Source organism: Mycolicibacterium celeriflavum, from assembly GCF_010731795.1.
Lineage (GTDB): Bacteria > Actinomycetota > Actinomycetes > Mycobacteriales > Mycobacteriaceae > Mycobacterium > Mycobacterium celeriflavum.
In genome coordinates this window covers 4,277,999-4,300,845 of record NZ_AP022591.1, presented here as the reverse complement: position 1 = coordinate 4,300,845, position 22,847 = coordinate 4,277,999, and the positions used below count along the sequence as shown (strand labels likewise).

The window sequence follows — 22,847 nt, the reverse complement described above, 5'->3', positions numbered from 1 at the left end:
CTACTGGGTGGGCGGGGCCGCCGGGGGTTGCTGCTGCGGCGGCTGCGGTGCGTTCTGCGGCGGCTGCGGGGTGCCCTGGGCAGGGGGATTGTCCTTGTTGACGTAGTTGCGGGCCGCGTCCTGTGCCTTGTCAACGTGCTGCGCGTATTTGCCCTGGGTCTTCTTGTCGACCATGTCGCCGGCCTTGTCGATTGCGGTGTCCACCTTGTCGGCGTTCTTGGCCAGCAGATTCTTCACCTTGTCGAGGAATGCCATGGCCTCACCCTACTGGAGAGCTCCACAGCCGACGAGGCTCTCCGAGCACCGCTCCCTGCCCCCACCAGATCGCCTCGATCGCCGCGGCAGCCACCAGGCCGATCGCCAACGCGATCGATGTCGTCTTGACGTTGGAGATGTCCAGCATGAACAGCTCCTGCGCCATCGGGATGGAGAAGATCACCACGTAGGCCAGACCCGACACGGCGACCAGCGCCACCCGCCACCACTGGTACGGCCTGGCCACCACGGCGAGCACCCAGATCGCCGCGACCAGCAACGTGATCAGCGCCGCGGTCGACGCCTGCGTCTGCTCCAATGGCGTGGCCTCGCGACCCTGGTACGCGGCCAGGTACGAGGCGAACGTCGCGACGCCCACCACCAGTCCCGACGGCAGCGCCGCCGTCATCACCCGGCGCACGAACCCCGGGTGCGCGCGCTCCTTGTTCGGCGCCAGCGACAGGATGAACGCCGGGATGCCGATCGTGAACCACGCCGCGATCGTGACGTGGATCGGCTGGAACGGGAACAGCAGCGGGTCGGTGCCGAAGAACCTGGAAGACAGACCGGCCATGCCCACCAGGACGGCCAGCAGCACCGAATACACCGTCTTGGTGAGGAACAGGTTCGAGACGCGTTCGATGTTGCCGATCACCCGCCGGCCCTCACCGACCACGTACGGCAGCGTGGCGAACTTGTTGTCCAGCAACACGATTTGCGCCACCGCGCGCGACGCCGAGCTGCCCGAACCCATTGCGACGCCGATGTCGGCGTCCTTCAGCGCCAGCACGTCGTTGACCCCGTCTCCGGTCATCGCGACCGTGTGCCCGCGCGACTGCAGGGCATGCACCATGGCCCGCTTCTGGTCGGGACGGACCCGGCCGAACGTGGTGTACTCCTCGAGGGTGTCGGCCAGGGCGTCGGGTGCATCGGGCAACCGACGGGCGTCCATCGTCTCACCGTGCAAGCCGAGCGACCCTGCCACCGCTCCGACCGAGACAGCGTTGTCGCCGGAGATGACCTTTATCGACACCTTCTGGCTGGCAAAGTAATTCAGCGTGTCGTGCGCATCGGGACGGATCCGCTGCTCGAGTACCACCAGCGCCGCCGGCGTGACCCGGCCCGGTGCGTCCGGGTGGTCGACGGGAAGGTCGCTGGCGCCGAGCAACAGCACACGCAGCCCTGCGGCGCCGATCTGCTCTGCCTGGTCGGCGACCGGCGACCCGGGCGCGAGCAGCACGTCGGGGGCGCCGATCACCCAGTTGCCGTGTACGCCGTACGAGGCGCCGCTCCACTTGGTGGCCGACTTGAACGGCGCTGCGGCGGTCGCGGTCCAGCCCGGCGGCATCTTGTAGGCCTCCCCGATGGCCGCCATGCTCGCGTTCGGCCGTGGGTCGTCGGCGGCGAGTTGGGCCAGGATGTTCCCCACGTCGGCTTCGTCGAGCCGTTGCAGATCCGCGACCCGCATACCGTTTTCGGTCAGCGTGCCGGTCTTGTCGGCGCAGACCACGTCGACGCGGGCCAGACCTTCGATGGCGGGTAGTTCGTTGACCAGACACTGCCTGCGGCCCAACCGGACCACGCCCACGGCGAACGCGATCGACGTCATCAGCACCAGCCCCTCGGGGACCATCGGCACCAGCGCGCCCACCATCCGCAGCACCGACTCGCGCCAACCCGCTCCGGTGGTGAACAACTGGGTGTAGATGATCAGGAGCCCGGCCGGGATCAGCAGATAGGTGATGAACTGCAGGATCTTGTTGATGCCGCTGCGCAGTTCGGAGTTCACCAGGGTGAACTTGCTGGCTTCTTCGGCGAGCTTGGCCGCGTACGCTTCCCGGCCGACCTTGGTGGCGCGGTAGGCTCCGCTTCCGGCGACGACGAAGCTGCCCGACATCACCGTATCGCCGGGGTCTTTCGCGATCGGGTCGGCTTCCCCGGTGAGCAGTGACTCGTCGACCTCGAGGTTGGCCTCCTCGACGATCTCGCCGTCGACCACGATCTGGTCGCCCGGGCCGAGCTCGATGATGTCGTCGAGCACCACCTCGGCGGGTGTCACCGCTTTGGTACCGGACTGCCTGCGCACCAACGGCTTCGCCTGTCCGACAATCGCAAGCTTGTCCAGGGTCCGTTTGGCCCGGACCTCCTGGATGATGCCGATCGCGCTGTTGGCGATGATCAGCAACCCGAACGCGCCGTTGATCACCGACCCGGTCGACAGCACGATGAGCAACAGGACGCCGAGGATCGCGTTGATCCTGGTGAACACGTTGGCCCGCACGATGTCGGAGACGCTGCGCGCGGCCCGCGTCGGCACGTCGTTGGTCTTGCCCTCGGCGATGCGTTGCGCGACTTCCGAATCGGTCAGGCCGCTGGCCTGCATCTCGGGGGTGGTGGTCACTTGACGAACGTCCCCTTGTTGAACGTGTCGAAATACTCCAGCACGAGTTTGTTCCCGTCGAACACCGCGGTGGAAACCGTTCCGGGCGGCGCGTTCTCGCTGACGAACTCGAACGTGAACGTGTTGCCACTCCAGTGGATCAGCGGCACATCGAGTTTGTCGCCGAGCGTCAACCGCAGCGTGCCGTCCTTCTCGGCGACCCTCGCCGGCCCCCAGTAGCCGTTGACGTAGGTGCCGATGTACGACGGCAGCGGTGCGGCCGGTGCGGGGTTGGCGGGCGGTTGCTTGCCGACCAGCGAACCGACGGGCTTCTCCATCTCGGCGAAGATCCCGCCGTACAGGCCGTACCAGTCCTCGCGTACCTCGCCGAACTGCACGAGGTCGGCGAACTGCGCCGTCAGCGACTCGGGCACGCCCGAGGGCGTAGCGTTGGTCAGCGCGACGATCGCGACGTCGGCCGACGGCAGGATGAGGAAATTCGTTCCCGCGCCGAGCTCGAACGCGCCGGAGTGGCTGATCTGGATACGGGCCGCAGAGGTGGTTCCGACGTTGAAGCCGAAACCGTAGAACCCCGAACGCATCGCGGGTTCGGTCGCCCGGTTGGACACGATCTGCGGGGTGAGCGCGGCCAGCAGCGCTTTCGCGTCGACGATCTGCTTGCCCTCGTGCTTGCCGTCGGCCAACACCATCGCCAACCAGCGGGTCATGTCGTTGACCGACGAACTCGCCCCGCCCGCAGGCGCTTCCGCGTCGGCGTCACGCACGTAGGACGGTTCATAGCGGTCATCGACGTGGATGTGGCCGACGGCGCGGTTCGCGCTGGCCTCGTAGTCGGTGAACCGGTAGCTCGTCGCCCCCATGCCGAGCGGATCGAACAGCACCTCGTCGGCCAGCAGTTCCCACGGCTTGTTGGCGTTCACCGCGACCGCCTCGGCGCCCGCGGTGAACCCGAAGTTGGTGTAGGCGTAGGAAATTCGGAACGGATCCAAGGGCAGCTGACGGAGCCGCTCGAGCACCTGCCTGCGGTCGAAGCCGAGGTCCTCGAGCGTGTCGCCGGCGTGGTCTGGCAGCCCGGAGCGGTGCGACATCATGTCCCCGATGGTGACCATCGGCGTGACCGCTCGGTCCGACAGCGCGAACCACGGCAGCTCGGAGACGATCGGGGTGTCCCAGCTGATCGCGTTCACGCCGACCTGGCGCGCGGCCACCGTCGCCGACAACGACTTGGACACCGAGGCGAGCTGGAAGACGGTGTCGGCGTCGACTCGGTTCTGCTGGTCCGCGTGCGCTGCGACGTCCTTGACCCCGAACCCTTTCGCGTACACGGTTTTTCCGCCGTGCACCACGGCCACGGCCATGCCGGGGATGCCCGATTTCTTCATCAGGTCCTCGGCCATGCCGTCGAGTTGTGCGACGGCGTCGGCCACCGCGTTCTCGGGCAGCGGCAGCGCGACCGCCAGCGGTGGCGGGACGTCGGACGGTGCGGTCGGCGAAGCGGGGGGCCCAGGTTCAGCCGGATCCGCCGCGCAACCGGCGACGAGCAGCAATCCCACGACAGCCACCCTGGCCAGTGCGTTCATGAGGTGAACGGTAACCGGTCAGAGCCGCCACCACGGGTCGTTGAGCGGTGACCCGTCCCGATACACCCGCTGCCCCGGCTTCGGCACCGCGACCTGCACGTTCTCCGCATCGGCGGCTCGCAGTAGTCGCTCCACCGGTTCCGCCCACGGGTGCGGGGCGAGCCGGAAGGTGGCCCAGTGGATCGGCACCAGCAGACCCTTGTCCGCCTCGGCGACGTCGAGGTGCGCCCGCACCGCGTCCTCGGGGTTCATGTGGATGTCCGGCCACGCCGGGTGGTAGGCGCCCACCGGCAGCAGCGTCAGGTCGAACGGTCCGTGGTCCGTCCCGATCTGACCGAAACTCTTGGTGTAGCCGGTGTCGCCGCCGAAGAACGCCCGATGCCGGGGCCCGATGATCACCCACGATGCCCACAGCGTGGTGTTGCGGGAGAACAGGCGCCCGGAGAAGTGCCGAGCAGGAGTGCAGACCAAGGTGAGGTCGCCGATGGTGTGGCTTTCGTTCCAGTCGAGTTCGACGATCCGGCTCTCCGGTATCCCCCACTTGCGCAGGTGCGCGCCGATGCCGAGCGGCACCACGAACGGCGCGCGCTGGGTTCGCGCCAGCCCGATGATCGTCTCCATGTCCAGATGGTCGTAGTGGTCGTGGCTGATGACGATGGCGTCGACGGCGGCCAGTGCCTCCAGCGGCACGGGCACCTCGTGCATGCGTTCGGGTCCGACGGTCTGCGACGGTGAGCAGCGGCGGCTCCACACCGGGTCGGCCAGCACGCGGTAGCCGTCCAGTTCGACGAGCGCCGAGGAGTGACCGAACCAGCAGGTCGACAATTGCGCCGACGCCGGGTCGGTGGGCGACGGGGCGACGACCGGAATCGGCCCGGCCGGCTTGGTGGCACCACGGGAGCCGACCAACTCGCGCACCAGCAGTCGCTGTTGCTCCTGGTCGATGCTCATCATCGACGCCGGCTCGATGTTGACGAACTCGCCGTCGCGGTAATTCGGGGAGCGCCGCGCGACGGGTTCGATCTCGGCGGGCGAGGCGCCCAGCGCGGCCGGCGCGCCACGCAGTGCACGCAGCACAAAACCGCCGGCCAGCAGCGAGGCCGTGCCGAAGCCGATGCGCAGTGCTCCGCGGATCATCAGGCGCCCTGGAACCTCGGGGGACGCTTCTCGATGCGCGCGACCTGCGCCTCGATGACGTCCTGGCTGGCCCACGCTTTGTCGAACAGTTCCTTGTGTTCGGGCCGCGGGTCCTCGTAGGCGCCGTCGTCGTTGAGCACCCGCTTGGCGTGCTGCAGCGCCAGCGGCGCGAACCCGGCGATCTCCGCGGCCCACTCCTCGGCGTCGGCGAGCGTACCGATGCGGTTGGCCATCCCGGTCTGCAGCGCGGCGTCGGCGGTGAGCCGCTCGGCGGCCAGCAGCATGCCCCGCGCCCGACCTGCCCCGACCAGTGAGGTCAGCCGCCGGATGCTCCAGTTGTCAAGCGCCAGGCCATATTTGGCGACGGGAAACTGGAAGTACGCATCGGGTGCGACGACGCGCAGGTCGCAGATCATCGAGAGGATGACCCCGGCCCCGATCGCGGGACCGTTGATCGCGCCGATCACCGGCACCGGCGCCTTGTCGATCGCGAGGTTCAGGTCCTTGGCCTTGTCCGGCAGCTGCTCGGCCACGCTCGACGGGTCGGAGAGGTCGGCACCGGCGCTGAAGACGTGGCCCGCACCGGTGAGCACGATCGCGCGCACGTCTTCGGCCGCGGCCTTCTCGACCGCCTCCCGTAGGGCATCGACCAGCTCGACGTTCAGCGCGTTGCGTCGCTCGGCGCGTTGCATCTCCAAGGTCATCACGTGGCCGTCGCGGGTGACACCAATCATGCGGCCAGCCTATATAGGCTCGTGCGGTGAGCCGGATCGGTGCCCTGGAGGTGCGCGACGCCGTGCTGGACCCGGGGTCTTATCGGAGCTGGGACAGCCCTCCGCCGGCCGTCGGGGCGAGCGACGGCTACCGGCGGGCCCTGGCCGCCGCGGCTGCCAAGACGGGGCTGGACGAGTCGGTGGTGACCGGCGAAGGAGCCGTGTTCGGTCGCCGGGTGGCGCTGGTGGTGTGCGAGTTCGACTTCCTGGCCGGTTCGATCGGCGTCGCGGCGGCCGAGCGGATCACGACGGCGGTGCAACGGGCGACCGCGGAGCGCCTGCCGCTGCTGGCATCACCGAGTTCGGGCGGCACCCGGATGCAGGAGGGCACGGTCGCGTTCCTGCAGATGGTGAAGATCGCCGCGGCCGTCGAATTGCACAAGCGGGCGCATCTGCCGTATCTGGTGTATCTGCGGCACCCCACCACCGGCGGGGTGTTCGCGTCCTGGGGATCGCTGGGGCACGTGACCGGCGCCGAACCGGGCGCGCTGATCGGTTTCCTCGGGCCGCGGGTGTACGAACACCTCTACGGCGAGCCGTTTCCCGAGGGCATCCAGACGGCCGAGAACCTGCACCGGCACGGCGTCATCGACGGCGTGGTGCCGCTGGACGCGGTGCGCAGAACGCTGAACCGCGCGTTGAAAGTGCTCGCGGACCCGCCGGATCCGCCGCCGCCCGCGCCTGAGCTCGGACCACCGTCCGACGTGCCGGCGTGGGACTCGGTGGAGGCGTCGCGACGGCCGGACCGGCCCGGCGTCGGATACCTGCTGCGGCACGGCACGACCGACCGGGTGTTGCTGTCGGGCACGGGACAGGGCGAGGCGGCGACGACGCTGCTGGCACTGGCTCGGTTCGGCGGTCAGCCGGCCGTGGTGCTCGGGCAACAGCGCGTGGTCGGCGGAATGGTCGGTCCGGCGGCGCTGCGCGAGGCGCGGCGGGGCATGGCGTTGGCCGCGGGTCTGCAACTGCCGCTGGTGCTCGTGATCGACACCGCCGGACCGGCGCTGACCGTCGAGGCCGAACAGGGTGGGCTGGCGGGCGAGATCGCGCGCTGCCTGGCCGAACTGGTCACCCTGGACACCCCGACCGTGTCGGTGCTGCTGGGTCAGGGCAGCGGCGGGCCGGCCCTGGCGATGGTGCCGGCCGACCGGGTGCTGGCCGCGCTGCACGGCTGGTTGGCCCCGCTTCCGCCAGAGGGGGCCAGCGCGATCGTGTTCCGGGATCTCGACCATGCCGCGGAACTGGCTGCCGCGCAGGGCATTCGGTCGGCCGACCTGCTGCGCGACGGCATCGTCGATGTCGTCGTGCCCGAATATCCCGACGCCGCCGATGAACCGATGCAGTTCACGCAGCGGTTGTCGGCGGTGATCGCCAACGAACTGCATGCGCTGCGTTCGGTTGCCGGCGACCAAAGGCTGCAGGCGAGGCTTCGCCGATACCGGCGCATCGGCCTGTGAAGCGGGGTGGCAGCGACGAACTCGTCCGGCCGCCGCGCCACCTACGAATGGCATGCTGGAATCCGTGGAAGGCCTGCTTCATTTCGCCGGAAACTTCTGGTGGCTGATATTCCCGCTGGGCGGCGTGATCGGCGGGGGCGTGCGCGCGGTGGCGGCGGCCAACGAGCGTCGCGCACAGCGCCGGCTCGAGCGCTACCGGATCAAGCAGCAGACCAAAGTGGCGCTCGCCGAGGCGTCCGGACGCGCCCGCACCAATGAGGCGGCGAACCGGCGCGAGATGACCAAGGTGTTGCAGCGCCACGCACAGACCGACGGCCGCTGGCTCGAGTACGAGATCGACGTCGCCAAGCTGTTGGATTTTCCGCTCATGACCGACATGCGCGCCCCGCTGACCATCGCATTTCACAAGGCCAGAAGCCATGCAGATCTGCTGCGGCCGGAATCCGTCGACGACATCATCGGCGACCGCGGCGCACAGATCGAGTACCGCGACGCCGTGCACGAGTACGTCGCCGCGTTCGACGTCGCCGAGGCCGACGCGATCCGCCGGCGCCGCAGCGACTTTTCGGCCGAGGACCGGATGCGCATCGAACGAGCCCAGAATCTGCTCCGGTTGGCCTCGGACGGCGGGGCGACCTCCGACGAGCGCAAGGCCGCCTATGCCCGCGCGCAGAAGGAACTCGACGGTCTGATCGTGCTGCCCGCGACGACCCGGGCGAGCATCGAACGCAAGATCGTCGGCGAGATCGAGGCGTGAGCCGGCCTCAGCCGCCCAGCTCGGAGACCGCGGTGTCGAGTTGGGCTGCCTGCTCGTCGATTTCGCGGTCGGATGGTGTCGCGCCGATACGCTTCACCAGGTCGTCGCGGGACACCACCTCGAGTGCGCCGCGGTAATCGGTCGAAGCGAGCCGGCCCGCGCCGATCACCTCCACGCGGCCTTCGACGACGACCAGCACCGGATCCTTCTCTTCGGACCGCAGTAGTGCGCGCACATCCTCGGCCGAGATCATGGCTGATTCCGTCCTGTCCGTTGTTGCAGCCGATCGACGCGGTCCTTCTGCGGGTTTTCCTGCGGCGCGCGGCCGGCGTCCTCACTCATGCCCTAGCTATGCCCGCTGAGCGACCGGTCTATGCGACCGCCAGCGCGGCGAGCATCGCACCGCACGTGACGAGGTCGAGCGGCAACCGCACCAGGCTGCGCCGCGTCCAGCGCACCGCCGCGGCCTCGTCGACTTCCGCCGGATCGGTGCGCTCGAACGCCATCGCCTTGGGCACGAAGTCGATCAGCGACCACGCCCGCATCACCGCGTGGCTGACCAGCGCCACCAGCAGCGCGGCTCGCACGTCGGCCTCACTCCACGCCGCGACGAGCGCGACGATGAGCAACACCTCGAACACCGTGTGCGCAGGGATCCAGAACCGGCGCCGCGAGATCCCGCCGTTGCGGGACTGGATGATTCCCGGCCGCTTGGGCCAGGCCGGGTCGATGACGACGGTTTCGTAGAGTCCGCCTCCGAGCAGGACGGCTGCCACCAGCGTGGTGGCGGCGATCAGGACGAGCGTCGGGGTCCACATCACCGCCGATTATTACGGGGCTGCCCGCTGTTGCGTTCTGGGTGTCGCTAGTTGTCGGTGGTGTGTTGTACGAACTGGTGTGTGAGTCTCGCGGCGTGGGCTGAGCGCAACGGTGGTGCCGGAGAGGTTGTCGTGGTCGACTCAGTCGAGGTCGACGACGACCTGGTGCGCGAGATGACCGCGGTTCTCACCAGGTGCGCTGGGTTCTGCGGCAACCCCGCTGCGGGCAACGGCACTACGCGGGCGATGACCGCTGCTGCTGTCGGCGATTGCGAGGCGGGTTGAGGTGGCGAAGTTCGAGATTCCTGACGGTTGGGGTGTTCAGGCGTTTCGGTTCACGTTGGATCCGACCGCCGCGCAGGCACAGGCGTTGGCGCGGCACTTCGGCGCCCGTCGTAAGGCCTACAACTGGACCGTGGCCACTCTGAAGGCCGATCTGTCGGCGTACCGGGACACCGGTGTGCAGACGGACAAGCCGTCGCTGCGGTCCCTGCGCAAACGGTGGAACCAGGTCAAAGAGCGGGTGTGTGTCGACGCCGAGACCGGCGCGGTGTGGTGGCCGGAATGTTCGAAAGAGGCCTACGCCGACGGGATCGGTGCCGCGGTGGAGGGGTACTGGAACTGGCAAGCTTCCCGTGCCGGCACGCGCGCCGGTAAGCGGGTCGGTTTTCCCCGGTTCAAGAAGAAAGGCCGCGACGCCGACCGGGTGTCATTCGCGACCGGGGCGATGCGCGTTGAGCCCGATCGCCGCCACCTCACGCTGCCGGTGATCGGCTGTGTGCGTACCCAGGAGAACACCCGCCGGATTGAACGGCTCATCAGCAAAGGTCGGGCGCGGGTGCTGGCGATCACGGTGCGCCGAAACGGTACCCGCCTCGATGCCAGTGTGCGGGTCCTGGTGCAGCGCCCGCAGCAGCCAGGCGTCGCGCACCCGGATTCACGGGTCGGCGTGGACGTCGGGGTACGGCGCCTGGCCACGGTCGCCAACACCGACGGCACAGTGCTCGAACGGGTGCCCAATCCCCGCCCGCTCGAAGCGGCGCTCACCCGGCTGCGGCAGGTGTCGCGAGCCCGCTCGCGTTGCCGGAAAGGCTCACGCCGATACCGTGAGCGAACCACCGAGATGTCGCGGCTGCATCGCCGCGTCAACGATGTCCGTACCCACCATCTGCACGTCCTGACAACGAGACTGGCTCAAACTCACGGCCGCATCGTTGTTGAAGGCTTGGATGCGGCGGCGATGTTGCGGCAGAAGGGTCTGCCGGGCGCCCGTGCCCGACGGCGCGGACTTTCCGATGCCGCGTTGGGCACTCCGCGCCGGCATCTGTCGTATAAGACAGGCTGGTACGGGTCAGCGCTGGTGGTCGCTGACCGCTGGTTCCCGTCGTCGAAGACCTGCCATGCCTGTGGGCATGTGCAGGACATCGGCTGGGCTGAACACTGGCAATGCCATTCGTGTTCGGTCGCTCATCAGCGTGACGATTGCGCTGCTGTGAACCTCGCGCGCTACGAGGAAACACCTAGCGTCGTCGGCCCAGTTGGGGCCGCCGTCAAGCGTGGAGCCGACCGTAAGACCCGGCCAAGCCGGGCAGGTGGCTGCGAAGCGCGAAAGGGACGCAGCCTCAAGGCTGCCGAACAACCCCGAGATGGGGTGCGAGCCACGTGAGCACCAAAAATCACTCACTCGCAACGGCGTCGAGATAGCGCTGCACGGTCGGCCCCAGCCACGCGACGATCTCGTCGTGCGACATCGCCACGATCGGCGGTAGCTGCAGCAGGTATCGGCAGACCGCCAGCCCCAGCATCTGTGTCGCGATCAAGGCCGCCCGGCGCTGCGGCGCCACCGGGTTGACCTCGGCGACCACGGGCAGCAGCTGTCCGGTGAAGATTTCACTCATCCGTTGTGCCGCATCGCTGTTCGTCGCGCTCGAGCGCAGCAGCACGATCAGCGCCTCATCGCGTTCCCACCGGTTGATGAAGTGTGCGACCAGGCGGCTCGCGATCTCGCCGGGGTCGACGCCGGACAGGTCCGGGATTTGCAGGTCGAAGTCGGCGGCCGCGGCGAACAGCTGGTTCTTGTTACCGAAGTACCGCATCACCATCGAGGGATCGATGTCGGCGTCAGCCGCGATGGCGCGGATCGTGGCGCGTTCGAACCCGGACTTCGCGAACCGCTCGCGCGCCGCGGCCAGGATCACCGCCTTGGTCTGCTCCGAGGATCTCCGCATGCCAACAAGTGTAGGCCAACAACCGTTGACAAACGTCGGAACCGAGCGCATAGTTAATGCCAACAAGCGTTGGCATACGAAAACGAAGGGAAGAAGATGCCGAACATGCTGGAAACCGATGTCCTGATCGTCGGAGCGGGCCCGACGGGACTGGCCGCCGCGGTGGCGCTGGCCGCTCGCGGGGTTGCGGCGACCGTCGTCGACCGGCAGGCCGCGGGCGCCAACACCTCGCGCGCAGCGGTGGTCAACGCCCGCACGCTGGAGGTGCTCGAAGGCGTCGACGTGGCCAGGCGACTGGTCAAGGAGGGCGTGCAGGCGCCGACGTTCACGATTCGCGACCGCGGCCGCACACTGATCCCGGTCGACTTCAGCGGCTTGCCGACCGAGTACCCGTACTCGTTGATGGTTCCGCAGAGCACGACAGAGCGCCTGCTGCTCGAGCGGTTGGAGGAACTCGGCGGCAGCGTGTTGCGGCCGAAGACACTTTCTGCGATCGCCGAGGACCGCGACGGGGTGACCGCGACGTTCGACGACGGCGACTCGATCCGTGCGCGCTACGTCGTCGGCGCCGATGGCATCCACAGCCTCGTGCGCGAGCAGGCCGGCATCGGATTCGACGGCGGCGTCTACGACGAGTCGTTCGTGCTGGCCGACGTCCGGTTGACTGGCGGCGCCCCGCGCGATGAGGTCATTCTCTACTGGGCGACAGAGGGTTTGACGGTGGTAGCGCCGTTGCCCGACGGTGTTCATCGGATCGTCGCGCCGGTCGCCGAGGCGCCCGAGCAGCCGTCGGCGTCGTTCGTCCAGCAGATCCTCGACACCCGGATCGGCACCGCGAAACTGTCTGTCGCCGAGGTGATCTGGGGCTCCCGCTTTCGGATCCACCACCGGGTGGCCGACACCTTCCGCGCCGGCCGGCTGCTGTTGGCCGGCGACGCCGCCCATGTGCACAGCCCGGCAGGCGGACAGGGCATGAACCTCGGCATCCAGGACGCCGCGGCGGCGGCCGAGGCGCTCGCCCGCGTCCTCGGCGGGGAGTCGGACAGCGTGCTGGACGACTACAGCGCGGCGCGCAGGCCCATCGCGCAGCAGGTGGTCGAGATGACTGACCGCCTCACCCGCCTGGCCACACTTCCCCGCGCCGCGCGCCCGATTCGCAACGCGGTAATCGGACTGGTCGGTCGGGTGCCCGCAGTGCGCACCGGCCTGGCCCGCAGGCTCAGCGGTCTGGTCTACCGCTGAGCCGCGCGCCGTCGAGGTCGCGCGGGAAACGTGGGGGCACCTTCTCGACGGCGCAAAGGACGGCAATGACACGATCGGCACATGGCTCTGATCGCTCCGTTCCACATCGCAGTGCCGGACGACGACCTCGAGGACCTGCAGACGCGGCTGCGACGCACCCGATGGCCGGAAGCCGAATGCGTCGACGACTGGAGCCAGGGCATCCCGCTGGACTACACCCGCGAGCTCGCGACGTATTGGGCTGAGCAGTACGACTGGCGGGCCCGCGAGCGGGCGTTGAACCGCTTCGACCAGTACACCACCGAGATCGACGGCCTCGACATCCATTTCATTCACCAGCGCTCACCGCACGCCGACGCGTTCCCGCTGCTGATCACCCACGGCTGGCCGGGATCGATTGTCGAATTCCAAAAGATCATCGAGCCGCTGACCGAGCGCGGGTTCGACGTGGTGTGCCCGTCGCTGCCCGGTTACGGGTTCTCCGGGAAACCGACCCGCACCGGGTGGGGCGTCGAGCGGATCGCGCAGGCGTGGCAGACGCTGATGGGCCGGCTGGGATACGAGCGCTGGGGCGCCCAGGGCGGTGACTGGGGGTCGGCGGTCACCACGCAGATCGGCCGCAACGAGGGTGGCTGCGTGGCCATCCACACGAACATGCCGATCGCCCGGCCGCCGAAGGGCCTGACCGACCCGACCGACGAGGAGAAGGCCGCGCTGGCGGCGGGCGCCCACTACGGCACGTGGGAATCGGGCTACATGCGCCAGCAGTCGACCCGGCCGCAGACGCTGGGCTACGGCCTGGTGGACTCCCCGGTCGGACAGCTGGCGTGGATCGTCGAGAAGTTCTGGGCCTGGACGGACTGCGACGGCCACCCCGAGAACGTGCTGAGCCGCGACGAGCTGCTCGACAACGTGATGTTCTACTGGCTGACCGCGTCGGGTGCCTCCTCGGCGCGGCTGTACTGGGAGAGCTTCGCCAACTTCGGCGGGGGCAGCTACGTCGCGCTGCCCACCGGCGTCGCGTCCTTCCCGAAGGAGATCGGCCGCCCGCCGCGCAGCTGGTGCGAGCAGAACTACAACATCACGCACTGGGCGACGATGCCGCGCGGCGGACACTTCGCGGCCTTCGAGCAACCGGAGCTCTTCGTCGACGACGTCGCCGCCTTCTTCGCTAGCGTGCGGTAGATGCGCACGCTGGAAGCCGACTATCTGGTGATCGGCGCCGGGGCGATGGGGCTGGCGTTCACCGACACGCTGGTCGGCGAGTCCGATGCCACGGTCGTGGTGGTGGATCGTAACGACCAACCGGGCGGGCACTGGACGACGGCGTACCCATTCGTGCGGCTGCACCAGCCGTCGGCCTACTACGGCGTGAACTCCCGCGGCCTGGGCAGCGACACCATCGACCAATTCGGGCTCAACGCAGGCTATTACGAGTTGGCCAGCGGCGCCGAGGTGTGCGCGTACTTCGACGCGGTGATGCGCCAGCATCTGCTGCCGACCGGGCGGGTGACGTACCTGCCGATGAGCGAGTATCTCGGCGACGGGCGGGTGCGCACGCTCGGCGGTGAGGACGTCGAGGTGGTTGCGCGGCGCGTGGTGACCACCCACGTGGAGATCGTCGTGCCGTCGATGCGGCGCCCGTCGTATGCGGTAGCGCCCGGTGTGGATGTGGTGCCGCCCAACGACCTGCCGCGGATTCGCGAGGCGCGCGACCGCTACGTGGTCGTCGGCGCCGGCAAGACGGCGATGGACTCGTGTCTGTGGCTGCTGCGGCACGGAGTCGCGCCGTCGCGCGTGACGTGGATCAAGCCCCGCGAATCATGGGTGCTCGATCGCGCGGCGATCCAACCGGGCAGGGAGTTCGCACAGGTGGTGCTGCGCGACTTCGCCAACCAACTCGCCGCCGTGCGGGAAGCGGAGTCGCTTCCCGATCTGTTCGACCGGCTGGAGGACAAGGGCTGCCTGCAGCGCATCGACCGGTCCGTCGAGCCGACGATGTACCGGTGCGCGATCCTGTCGCAGGCGGAGCTTTCCGAGTTGCGGCGTATCGGCGACGTCGTGCGGATGGGCCATGTTCAAGCGGTCGAGCCGGGCCGCATCACGCTCGACGACGGCGTCCGCGACGTCGAGTCCTCTGTGCTGTACATCGACTGCAGCGCAGACGGTTTGGGCAAGGAACCGGTGACGACGGTGTTCAGCGGCGACCGCATCGCCCTGCAGACGGTGCGCACCTGCCAACCCGCCTTCAGCGCATCGGTGATCGCGCACGTCGAGGCGGCGTATCCGGACGATGTCACCCGCAACGCGCTCTGCCGGCCGGTGCCGTACCCACATGTACCGACCGATTGGCTTCGGATGATGCTGATTTTCAACGAGAATCAACTGAAGTGGTTCTCCGACCCGGACATGATGGCGTGGGTCGACGCGGCCCGCCTCAACGCCCTGCACCATGTCACCGCGAACGTCAGCGTGCGGGCGCGGGAGCGGATCATCTCGATGCTCACCTCGCAGCTACCGGAGATCAACGAGAAGTTGGAAGAGCTGCTGGCGCAGGCCTAATTTGCCGAAACTACACACAGATCGTGAAATCGCTCAAACTCTCGATCTCTGCGCAGTTTCGATGGTGGTGCGCCCCTATGCCAGCGACTGCACCCACGCCCGGTGCAGCGCGGCGTAGCGGCCGTCACCGCGGGCGATGAGATCCGCAGGTGTGCCGTCCTCGACGATCCGGCCGTGTTCGAGCACCAGCACCCGGTCGGCGATCTGCACCGTCGACAGCCGGTGCGCGATGACCAGCGCCGTGCGGTCGGCGAGCACCGTCGCCAGCGCCCGCTGCACCATGCGTTCGCTCGGGATGTCCAGCGACGACGTCGCCTCGTCGAGGATCAGCACCGCGGGGTCGGCGAGGAACGCCCGGGCGAACGCGACGAGTTGGCGCTGCCCCGCCGAGAGTCGGCCACCCCGTTTGGCGACGTCGGTGGCGTACCCGTCGGGCAGCGCGGCGATGAACCGGTCGGCGCCGACGGCTTCGGCCGCCGCGGCGACCTGCGCGTCCGTGGCCTCGGGCCGGCCGAATCGGATGTTGTCGGCGATGGTCCCGTCGAACATGAAGTTCTCCTGCGTGACCATCACGACATGCCGGCGCAGTTCGACCTGGGAAAGCTCGCGCAGGTCGACGCCGTCCAACGTGACCGCGCCGGACGTCGGGTCGTAGAACCGGGCGATCAGCTTGGCGATCGTGGTCTTGCCCGCGCCGGTGGTGCCGACCAGCGCGACGGTCTGGCCCGCAGGCACCTCGAGCGTCAGCCCGGGCAGCACCGGTCGGTCGGGAACGTACGCGAATCGCACGTCGCGAAAAGCGATCTCGCCGCGCACGTCGGACAGCGCCGCGGAACGCGCGGGGTCCTTGATGCCCGGCCGCTCGGCCAGCACACCGGCCAGTTTCTCCAGCGCCGAGGACGCCGACTGGAACGTGTTGAAGAACTGCGAGATCTCCTGCATGGGTTCGAAGAACATGCGCAGGTACAGCAGGAAAGCCGTCAGCGTGCCGATCGTCATCTCGCCGTTCAGAACCCGGTAGCCGCCGTAGAGCAGCACCACGCCGGTGGTGAGGTTGCCGACCAGCTTGACGCCCGGCATGAAGATCGCGAGCAGGCGGAAGGTGCGCTCGTTGTCCGCCTTGTAGCGGTCGGCGATGTCTTCGAAGATCTGCTGGTTGCGCGGTTCACGGCGGTAGGCCTGCACGGCCTTGATACCGGTCATCGTCTCGACGAACTGCACGATCACCAACGCGGCGCTCTCCCGCACCCGGCGATACGTCTTGGCCGACTCGTTGCGGAACCACCACACCAGCCCGATCAGCACCGGGAACGCGCCAAGACACATCAACCCGAGCCGCCAGTCGAGCGTGACGAGCAGGATCGCGGTGCCGAAGAGCGTGAGCACCGCGGTGACCAGGCTGTCGAAGCCGGTTTCCAGCATGTCCTGGATGGCCTCGACGTCGTTGGTGGACCGGCTCACCACCCGGCCCGACGTGTAGCGCTCGTGGAACGCGATGTCGAGCCGCTGGAAATGCCGAAACACCCGGCGGCGCAACTCCCGGAGCACCTTCTGCCCGATGCGGCCCGAGCGCCGCAGGAAGAACATCCGGCTGGTGGCTTGTACCACCACCACGACGGCGAGGGCACCGACGATCGTCAGCAGCGTGTGCGCCGTACCGCCCTCGATGATCGGCGGGATGCCATGGTCGATGCCGCGCTGGACGAGGATCGGCACCGAAAGGCGCGCGGCGTTTTCCACCACCACGACGAGCGCGAGTAGGGCCACAGTGAGGCGGTACGGGCGCAGCAGCGAGCCGAGCAGTGCGCGCGCTTCGCGGCGTCGGTCGATGCTCTCGTCGATCGGCAGGTCGTCCTGCTGTTCGTCGAACTTGCCCCGCCACTCGGTGGTCGCGGTATCCGGGGTATCGGTCACGGTCATCGGCGCTCGGCCTCCGAGGTGACGTACCGGCGCGGTGGCTTTTCCTCGACGAGGTGCTCGAGGCGTGCCCGGTCCTCCTCGTCCTCCCATGTGGGGACGCGCTCACAACCGTCGTCGAGCTCGTCGTCGGCGGCCAGCAGATAGCGGTACTGCGGCACCCCGGCCAACAGTTCGGCGTGGGTGCCGACGTGGGTGATGGTCCCGTTCTCCAGCAACGCCACCTTGTCGGCCAGCAGAACCGTCGACGCGCGGTGCGCGACAACGATTCCGGTGACGGAGTGCAGCACGCGTCGCAGCGCCTCCTCGACGACCGCCTCGGTGTGAACGTCGAGCGCCGACAGCGTGTCGTCGAGCACGAGGATTCTCGGCGCCGACAGGATCGCGCGCGCGAGCGACAGCCGTTGGCGCTGACCTCCGGACAGGCTCATGCCCTGCTCGCCGATGCGGGTGTCGAGGCCGAACGGCAGGTCGTACACGAAGTCCGCGGCGGCGACCTCGACGGCCTGACGCAAGTCGGCGTCGGTCGCGTCCGGCCGGCCCAGCCGTAAGTTCTCGGCCACCGACATCGAGAACAGCGTCGGGTCCTCGAACGCCGTGGCCACCGTCTGCCGCAGCGCGGTCAGGCTCAGCTCGCGGATGTCGCGGCCGTCGATGCAGATCGCGCCTTCGGTGACGTCGTAGAGTCTCGACAGCAGCGCCGCCAGCACCGACTTGCCCGCGCCCGTCGACCCGACCAGCGCCAGCGTCTCCCCCGGTTCGACCGTGACGGTGACGTGGCGCAGTGCCCAGCCGTCAGGCCCAGCGTCAGGAAACTTGAAGCCCACGTCGATGAGCTCCAGTCGCCCGCCGCGCGACGGCTGGTCGACGGTGCCGTCGACGATTTCGCGTGGCGCATCGAAGATCTCGGCGATCCGGTTGGCTGCGGTGAACGACTCCTGCGTCATCGACAGCAGGAAGCCCAGCGACGCGATCGGCCACACCAGCGACAGCATCATCGTGATGAACGCGACCAGCGTGCCCATGGTGACGTGGCCGTGGCCGGCCGCGTAGGCCCCGAAGCCGAGCACGACGATCAACGTCAGGTTCGGGATGACCTCGAGCAGGGTCCAGAACTTCGCCGACACCGACACCCGATCCAGCTGGGTGTCATACAGATTCGTGAGCTGTTCGTCGAACCGGTCGTAGACGTACTCCTCGCGGCCGAAGGACTTCACCACCCGCAGGCCCAGCGCGGACTCCTCGACGTGGGTGGCGACGTGGCCGGCCTGGTCCTGAGCCAACCGCGACAGCCGGGTGTACTCCTGCTGAAAGTGCAGGACGGTCAATGTGATCGGCACGATCGACACGACCACGACCACGCCCAGCGGCCAGTACATCACCAGCAGGATCGCGGTCACCACGGTGATCTGCAGGCCGTTGAGCAGCAGAAAGAGCAGGCCGAAGGACATGAAGCGGCGAATCGTGCTGAGGTCGTTCATGATCCGCGACAGCAGCTGACCGGACTGCCAGCGGCCGTGGAAGCTCATCGGCAGGACCTGCAGTCGCGCGTAGAGGTCTTTGCGGATGTCGGCCTCGACCCCCATGGTGGCGCGCGCCGCCAGCCAACGGCGGATGAACCAGAGCACCGCCTCACAGATGCCGACACCCATCGCGGCGGCGCCCAGCAGCCACAGACCTTGCGGGTCCTGACGCCGGACCGGACCGTCGATGACGGCCTTGGTCATCAGCGGGATCGCCACGGTGGCGGCCAGGCTGGCGATCGCGACGGTGACCATCGCGATCCACCGCGCCCGGTACGGCATCAGGTACGGCATCATCCGCCACAGGTCCGAGCTGGCGCGTCGGCGTTGCGGTGGCGGTGCGATGGCCGGCGTCGAGCGCAGGGCAGGGACGACGGAGTCTACGGGGTTAACCACTTAGTCCATCTTCCCATGCGGGGCAACCGGATAACCGCTTCGCCGAAACCGACGAATTGGCGGGAATCGACGCCGAGAATCGACCAAAACGTCGATCTCGACGTGATTGTCATGCCGCAACGCCTTCTTCCTGATCACCGAACTGGGTCTCGTACAGGTCGGCGTATCGGCCGCGGCTCGCGAGCAGTTCGAAGTGGGTGCCCCGTTCGACGATGCGGCCGTCCTCGACGACGAGGATGAGGTCGGCCGCACGTACCGTCGACAGCCGGTGGGCGATGACGATGGAGGTGCGGCCGGCAAGCGCCTCGGTCAGCGCCTGCTGCACGGCGGCCTCGGATTCGGAGTCCAGCGATGCGGTGGCCTCGTCGAGCACGACGACCCGTGACCGGCCCAGCAGCAAACGGGCGATGGTCAGCCGCTGCCGCTGCCCGCCGGACAAGCGGTAGCCGCGTTCGCCGACGACGGTGTCGAGGCCGTCGGGCATGTCGGCGACCACGTCGGCCAACCGTGCCCGTTCGAGGGCCGCCCACAACTGCTCGTCCGTCGCCTCGGGCGCAGCGAGCTTGAGGTTGGCGCGGATCGACTCGTGGAACAGGTGCCCGTCCTGGGTGACCACCCCGATGGTGTCCTTCAGCGACGCGAACGACACGTCTCGGACGTCGACACCGTTGAGCGCGATCGATCCGGAGTCGACGTCGTAGAGGCGGGCGATCAGCGACGCGACCGTCGACTTGCCCGCGCCCGACGAGCCGACCATTGCGATCATCTCGCCCGGCCGCGCGGTGAACGAAATGCCGTGCAGCACTTCGTCACCGCCTCGGTGGTCGAGCACCGCGACCTCCTCCAGCGAGGCCAGTGACACCTTGTCCGCCGACGGGTAGGAGAACCGCACATCGTCGAACTCCACCTCGACGGGTCCTTCGGGGACCGCGACGGCGTTCGGCCTCTCCCGGATCAGCGGCTCGAGGTCGAGGACCTCGAAGACCCGCTCGAAGGACACCAGAGCGGTGGCGATCTCGACGTGCGCGTTGGCCAGCGCGGTCAGCGGTGCGTACAACCGTGTCAACAGCAGGGCCAGCGACACGATCGCGCCCGCCTGCAGGTGGCCACCGATGGCCAGCACACCGCCGAGCCCGTAGACCAAGGCCAGCGCCAACGCCGACATCAGCGTCAGCGAGTTCATGAAGACCGACTGCAGCATCGCGGTCTTCACGCCGATGTCGCGAACGCGTCCCGCGCGCACCGCGAACTCCCGCGATTCGGTCTCCGGATTGCCGAACAGCTTCACCAGCGTGGCGCCCGGCGCCGAGAACCGTTCGGTCATCTGCGTGTTCATCGTCGCGTTGTGGTCGGCGGCCTCGCGGGACAGCCGCGCCATGGCGGCGCCGATCCGTCGAGCGGGCACGATGAACAGCGGGACCAGCGCCAGCGACAGCAGCGTGATCTGCCATGAGATCGACAGCATCACGACCAACGTCAGCGTGAGCGTCACCAGGTTCGACACGACACCGGACAGCGTGTCGGAGAACGCCCGCTGCGCGCCCATCACGTCGTTGCCGAGCCGGCTGACCAGCGCGCCGGTGCGGGTCCGGGTGAAGAACGCGACGGGCATCCGTTGCACGTGGTCGAACACCGCGGTGCGCAGGTCGAGGATGAGGCCCTCGCCGATCTTCGCCGACAGCCAGCGGGTCACCAGCGACGCGACGGTCTCCGCCAGCGCCACCGCCGCGATGACCGCCGCCAGCAACAGCACCGTGCGGGCCGAGTCCCCGGTGATCGCGTCGATGACCTTGCCGGCCAGTACCGGCGTGGCGACGCCCAGAAGCGCACCGACGACGCTGACCGCGACGAATCCGCGGAGCCGCGGGTGATGGCGGGCGGAGAAATTCCAGATGCGACGCAGCAGCGCGGAGTTGAGAAGCGAGCGCAAGTCGCCGCCCCGGGCGTGTGACTGCCGGTACAGCGTCTGGCGGGCGACCGTTTCGATACTCATCAATTCACCGTAGAACCTCAACAATGGATGAGGTCAACGGCTTCCCACCGCAGCCGGCAAATGCCGCCTAGGCGTCGATGCGGGCGAACTGACTCTGTCGGTACTGCTCGACACATGTCGCCCGCCGGACCTTGCCACTCGTGGTGATCGGTATGGAACCAGGCGGTACCAGAACAAGGTCGGCGACGTTGAGACCGTGCGAGTTGGAGATCGCTGAAGTCACTTCCCGTTTGACCTCAGCGAGTTTCTCCGACGCCTCCTGTTCGGAGTCGCCCCGCTTCTTGGCCTCGATGATGAGGACGAGCTTCTCGGTCTGACGATCGGGAACCGCGATCGCCGCGCACCGGCCCGCCGTGATCTCTTGGACCGTCGCCTCGATGTCATCGGGTGAGTGGTTGCGCCCGTACACGATCAACAGATCCTTGATGCGGCCGATGACGAACACCTCGTCGTCGAAGAAGAAGCCCTGATCTCCGGTCCGCAGCCACGGCCCCTCGGGTGTGCCGTCAGAGGGAGCGACGATCTTTGCGCCGAACGTGGCCGCGGTCTCGTCAGGTTTCTGCCAATAGCCCAGCGCGACGTTCTCGCCGTGCACCCAGATCTCACCGGTCACTCCGGCCGGACACTCGGTCCTCGTGTCGGGATCAACGATGCGAACCGTCGGCGAGTGTGGCACTCCGTAGCTGACCAGCGGTGTCCCACCACCGTTCTGGCAGCGTTCCGCCTTGCCGGCGGTCAGCTTGTCGGAGTCGAACCGGACGACCTTCGGAATCTGATTGGGTCGGCCGGTGACCACGTACACCGTCGCTTCTGCCAGGCCATATCCGGGCCGTAACACCGTGTCGCGAAGGTTGAAGCGGGCGAACCGCTCAGTGAAGCGCTTGATGGTGGCGGGGTTGATCCGCTCGCTACCGCTGCCGATGCCGCGCACTTCCCCGAGATCAAGCCCGGCCATGTCTTCGTCGGATGTCTTCTTGGCGGCTATCTCGAACGCGAAGTTGGGCGCCGACGAGAATGCGTGTCTATTGCTGGCCAGCAATTGCATCCACCGGGCCGGCCGTTGCAAGAATGCCATCGGGCTGATGAGCACAGCGTGCAGCCCCGCCAAGACCGGCACGAAGATTCCGACCATCAAACCCATGTCGTGATAGAACGGCAGCCACGACACGATGGTGGTGTCCGGCGGAGGCACATTTCCGTCGTCGGCGAACAAGTCGGCCATCAGCTGCCCGAAATTGATCACGAGATTTCTGTTCGACACCATGACACCCGCCGGTGTACGGGTCGACCCGGATGTGTACTGCAGATATGCGATATCCGGGCCCTCCTCGATCCCGGTGTCGGATACCGGCGGCGCGTCCAGGTCCAGCGAATCGACCGCGATGACAGCCGGAGTGGACGGGCCGCCCTGCGACTGCACGGACGCCGTGACGCTGTCGACGACGGCAGACGTCGTGAGAACGACGGTCGGTGACGAATCGTGCAGCACCGAATCAACACGCTCATCGGTGACACCACCCATCGGAACCGAAAGCGGAACCGCGATGAGTCCGGCCTGCAATGCGCCGTAGAACGCGACGATGTAGTCAAGCCCCTGCGGTGCCGATATCACCGCCCGGTCACCGGGCGACGCGCAACCTTTGAGCGCGTGGGCGACGTTCGTCGTCCGCCGGTACAGCTGCGACCACGTCAGGGTTTCGGGTACACCGTTCCAGTCCTGGTCGTAGTCGATGAACGTGAACGCCGTGTCATCGGGTTGAAATCCGGCGCGCTCACGCAGAATTGCCGCAGGGGAAGACTCGTTCACA

Annotated in this window: 18 protein-coding genes and 1 pseudogene; 7 read left to right on the top strand and 12 right to left on the bottom strand. The window is 67.9% G+C overall.

Annotated elements, in window-relative coordinates; all coding sequences use genetic code 11:
- Genes G6N18_RS20590 through G6N18_RS20570 form a run of 5 tightly spaced genes read right to left on the bottom strand, consistent with a single transcriptional unit; the run spans position 1 to position 6,107 of the window.
- The gene (locus tag G6N18_RS20590; RefSeq protein ID WP_067214282.1) at positions 1 to 255 is read right to left on the bottom strand and encodes an antitoxin; all 255 of its coding nucleotides are present in this window, start codon (positions 253 to 255) and stop codon (positions 1 to 3) included.
- A 4-nt stretch (positions 256 to 259) separates the two neighbouring features.
- Entirely contained in the window at positions 260 to 2,638 is a 2,379-nt protein-coding gene (locus G6N18_RS20585; protein ID WP_276060337.1) for a cation-translocating P-type ATPase, read from the bottom strand.
- A 14-nt stretch (positions 2,639 to 2,652) separates the two neighbouring features.
- Positions 2,653 to 4,236 carry a serine hydrolase domain-containing protein gene (locus G6N18_RS20580; RefSeq protein ID WP_083002291.1) on the bottom strand — a complete coding sequence of 528 codons (1,584 nt, stop codon included), beginning with the start codon at positions 4,234 to 4,236 and terminating at the stop codon, positions 2,653 to 2,655.
- Between the two features lie 18 nt (positions 4,237 to 4,254).
- Positions 4,255 to 5,373 carry an MBL fold metallo-hydrolase gene (locus G6N18_RS20575; RefSeq protein WP_083002288.1) on the bottom strand — a complete coding sequence of 373 codons (1,119 nt, stop codon included), beginning with the start codon at positions 5,371 to 5,373 and terminating at the stop codon, positions 4,255 to 4,257.
- Complete coding sequence (locus G6N18_RS20570) at positions 5,373 to 6,107, bottom strand: enoyl-CoA hydratase (protein WP_083002284.1); 735 nt, start codon at positions 6,105 to 6,107, stop codon at positions 5,373 to 5,375. Before G6N18_RS20570 ends, G6N18_RS20575 begins: the two co-directional genes overlap by 1 nt.
- Positions 6,108 to 6,133: 26 nt before the next feature.
- Here G6N18_RS20570 and G6N18_RS20565 point away from each other — a divergent pair, with 26 nt between their 5' ends.
- Together G6N18_RS20565 and G6N18_RS20560 are read left to right on the top strand one after the other, a co-directional pair.
- Positions 6,134 to 7,603: an acetyl-coenzyme A carboxylase carboxyl transferase subunits beta/alpha gene (locus tag G6N18_RS20565; protein WP_083002281.1), complete on the top strand. Its 1,470-nt coding sequence runs from the start codon at positions 6,134 to 6,136 to the stop codon at positions 7,601 to 7,603.
- A gap of 52 nt (positions 7,604 to 7,655) precedes the next feature.
- Entirely contained in the window at positions 7,656 to 8,360 is a 705-nt protein-coding gene (locus G6N18_RS20560) for a hypothetical protein (RefSeq protein WP_083002278.1), read from the top strand.
- Between the two features lie 7 nt (positions 8,361 to 8,367).
- On the opposite strand, the gene G6N18_RS20555 is transcribed toward G6N18_RS20560, so the two are convergent.
- Both G6N18_RS20555 and G6N18_RS20550 read right to left on the bottom strand, forming a co-directional pair.
- Positions 8,368 to 8,613, bottom strand: coding sequence for a hypothetical protein (locus G6N18_RS20555; protein WP_083002275.1), 246 nt, complete (start codon positions 8,611 to 8,613; stop codon positions 8,368 to 8,370).
- A 118-nt stretch (positions 8,614 to 8,731) separates the two neighbouring features.
- Entirely contained in the window at positions 8,732 to 9,178 is a 447-nt protein-coding gene (locus G6N18_RS20550; protein ID WP_083002273.1) for a hypothetical protein, read from the bottom strand.
- 123 nt (positions 9,179 to 9,301) lie between these two features.
- Here G6N18_RS20550 and G6N18_RS20545 point away from each other — a divergent pair.
- Both G6N18_RS20545 and tnpB read left to right on the top strand, forming a co-directional pair.
- Positions 9,302 to 9,463: pseudogene (locus tag G6N18_RS20545) on the top strand (IS607 family transposase); the annotation flags it as partial.
- A gap of 1 nt (position 9,464) precedes the next feature.
- A complete protein-coding gene (gene tnpB, locus G6N18_RS20540; RefSeq protein ID WP_083002266.1) occupies positions 9,465 to 10,844 on the top strand; it encodes an IS607 family element RNA-guided endonuclease TnpB in 1,380 nt (459 codons plus the stop codon).
- A gap of 10 nt (positions 10,845 to 10,854) precedes the next feature.
- On the opposite strand, the gene G6N18_RS20535 is transcribed toward tnpB, so the two are convergent.
- Positions 10,855 to 11,406: a TetR/AcrR family transcriptional regulator gene (locus G6N18_RS20535; RefSeq protein ID WP_083002263.1), complete on the bottom strand. Its 552-nt coding sequence runs from the start codon at positions 11,404 to 11,406 to the stop codon at positions 10,855 to 10,857.
- A 105-nt stretch (positions 11,407 to 11,511) separates the two neighbouring features.
- Between G6N18_RS20535 and G6N18_RS20530 the strand changes: the two genes are divergently transcribed.
- The 3 genes from G6N18_RS20530 to G6N18_RS20520 all read left to right on the top strand — a co-directional run bounded on the left by G6N18_RS20530 (position 11,512) and on the right by G6N18_RS20520 (position 15,210).
- On the top strand, positions 11,512 to 12,648 hold the full coding sequence (locus tag G6N18_RS20530; RefSeq protein WP_083002544.1) for an FAD-dependent oxidoreductase: 1,137 nt from the start codon (positions 11,512 to 11,514) through the stop codon (positions 12,646 to 12,648).
- Positions 12,649 to 12,729: 81 nt separating this feature from the next.
- On the top strand, positions 12,730 to 13,833 hold the full coding sequence (locus tag G6N18_RS20525) for an epoxide hydrolase family protein (protein WP_083002259.1): 1,104 nt from the start codon (positions 12,730 to 12,732) through the stop codon (positions 13,831 to 13,833).
- Positions 13,834 to 15,210, top strand: a complete 1,377-nt coding sequence (locus G6N18_RS20520) for an NAD(P)-binding protein (protein WP_083002256.1) — start codon at positions 13,834 to 13,836, stop codon at positions 15,208 to 15,210.
- Between the two features lie 75 nt (positions 15,211 to 15,285).
- Here G6N18_RS20520 and G6N18_RS20515 read toward each other — a convergent pair whose 3' ends face one another.
- The 4 genes from G6N18_RS20515 to G6N18_RS20500 all read right to left on the bottom strand — a co-directional run bounded on the left by G6N18_RS20515 (position 15,286) and on the right by G6N18_RS20500 (position 22,846).
- A complete protein-coding gene (locus G6N18_RS20515) occupies positions 15,286 to 17,130 on the bottom strand; it encodes an ABC transporter ATP-binding protein (protein WP_083002254.1) in 1,845 nt (614 codons plus the stop codon).
- Positions 17,127 to 19,046 (bottom strand): ABC transporter ATP-binding protein, encoded by a 1,920-nt coding sequence (locus G6N18_RS20510; protein ID WP_083002251.1) that lies wholly within the window; start codon positions 19,044 to 19,046, stop codon positions 17,127 to 17,129. Before G6N18_RS20510 ends, G6N18_RS20515 begins: the two co-directional genes overlap by 4 nt.
- Before the next feature lie 109 nt (positions 19,047 to 19,155).
- Positions 19,156 to 21,039: an ABC transporter ATP-binding protein gene (locus G6N18_RS20505; RefSeq protein ID WP_083002248.1), complete on the bottom strand. Its 1,884-nt coding sequence runs from the start codon at positions 21,037 to 21,039 to the stop codon at positions 19,156 to 19,158.
- A 67-nt stretch (positions 21,040 to 21,106) separates the two neighbouring features.
- Positions 21,107 to 22,846 (bottom strand): AMP-binding protein, encoded by a 1,740-nt coding sequence (locus tag G6N18_RS20500; RefSeq protein WP_083002245.1) that lies wholly within the window; start codon positions 22,844 to 22,846, stop codon positions 21,107 to 21,109.
- Position 22,847 lies beyond the last annotated feature (1 nt).

Coding starts and splice junctions, on each gene's coding strand:
- G6N18_RS20590 (WP_067214282.1), bottom strand. CDS start 255: ATGGCATTCCTCGACAAGGTGAAGAATCTGCTGGCCAAGAACGCCGAC.
- G6N18_RS20585 (WP_276060337.1), bottom strand. CDS start 2,638: ATGCAGGCCAGCGGCCTGACCGATTCGGAAGTCGCGCAACGCATCGCC.
- G6N18_RS20580 (WP_083002291.1), bottom strand. CDS start 4,236: ATGAACGCACTGGCCAGGGTGGCTGTCGTGGGATTGCTGCTCGTCGCC.
- G6N18_RS20575 (WP_083002288.1), bottom strand. CDS start 5,373: ATGATCCGCGGAGCACTGCGCATCGGCTTCGGCACGGCCTCGCTGCTG.
- G6N18_RS20570 (WP_083002284.1), bottom strand. CDS start 6,107: ATGATTGGTGTCACCCGCGACGGCCACGTGATGACCTTGGAGATGCAA.
- G6N18_RS20560 (WP_083002278.1), top strand. CDS start 7,656: ATGCTGGAATCCGTGGAAGGCCTGCTTCATTTCGCCGGAAACTTCTGG.
- G6N18_RS20555 (WP_083002275.1), bottom strand. CDS start 8,613: ATGATCTCGGCCGAGGATGTGCGCGCACTACTGCGGTCCGAAGAGAAG.
- G6N18_RS20550 (WP_083002273.1), bottom strand. CDS start 9,178: ATGTGGACCCCGACGCTCGTCCTGATCGCCGCCACCACGCTGGTGGCA.
- G6N18_RS20535 (WP_083002263.1), bottom strand. CDS start 11,406: ATGCGGAGATCCTCGGAGCAGACCAAGGCGGTGATCCTGGCCGCGGCG.
- G6N18_RS20530 (WP_083002544.1), top strand. CDS start 11,512: ATGCTGGAAACCGATGTCCTGATCGTCGGAGCGGGCCCGACGGGACTG.
- G6N18_RS20525 (WP_083002259.1), top strand. CDS start 12,730: ATGGCTCTGATCGCTCCGTTCCACATCGCAGTGCCGGACGACGACCTC.
- G6N18_RS20520 (WP_083002256.1), top strand. CDS start 13,834: ATGCGCACGCTGGAAGCCGACTATCTGGTGATCGGCGCCGGGGCGATG.
- G6N18_RS20515 (WP_083002254.1), bottom strand. CDS start 17,130: ATGACCGTGACCGATACCCCGGATACCGCGACCACCGAGTGGCGGGGC.
- G6N18_RS20505 (WP_083002248.1), bottom strand. CDS start 21,039: ATGAGTATCGAAACGGTCGCCCGCCAGACGCTGTACCGGCAGTCACAC.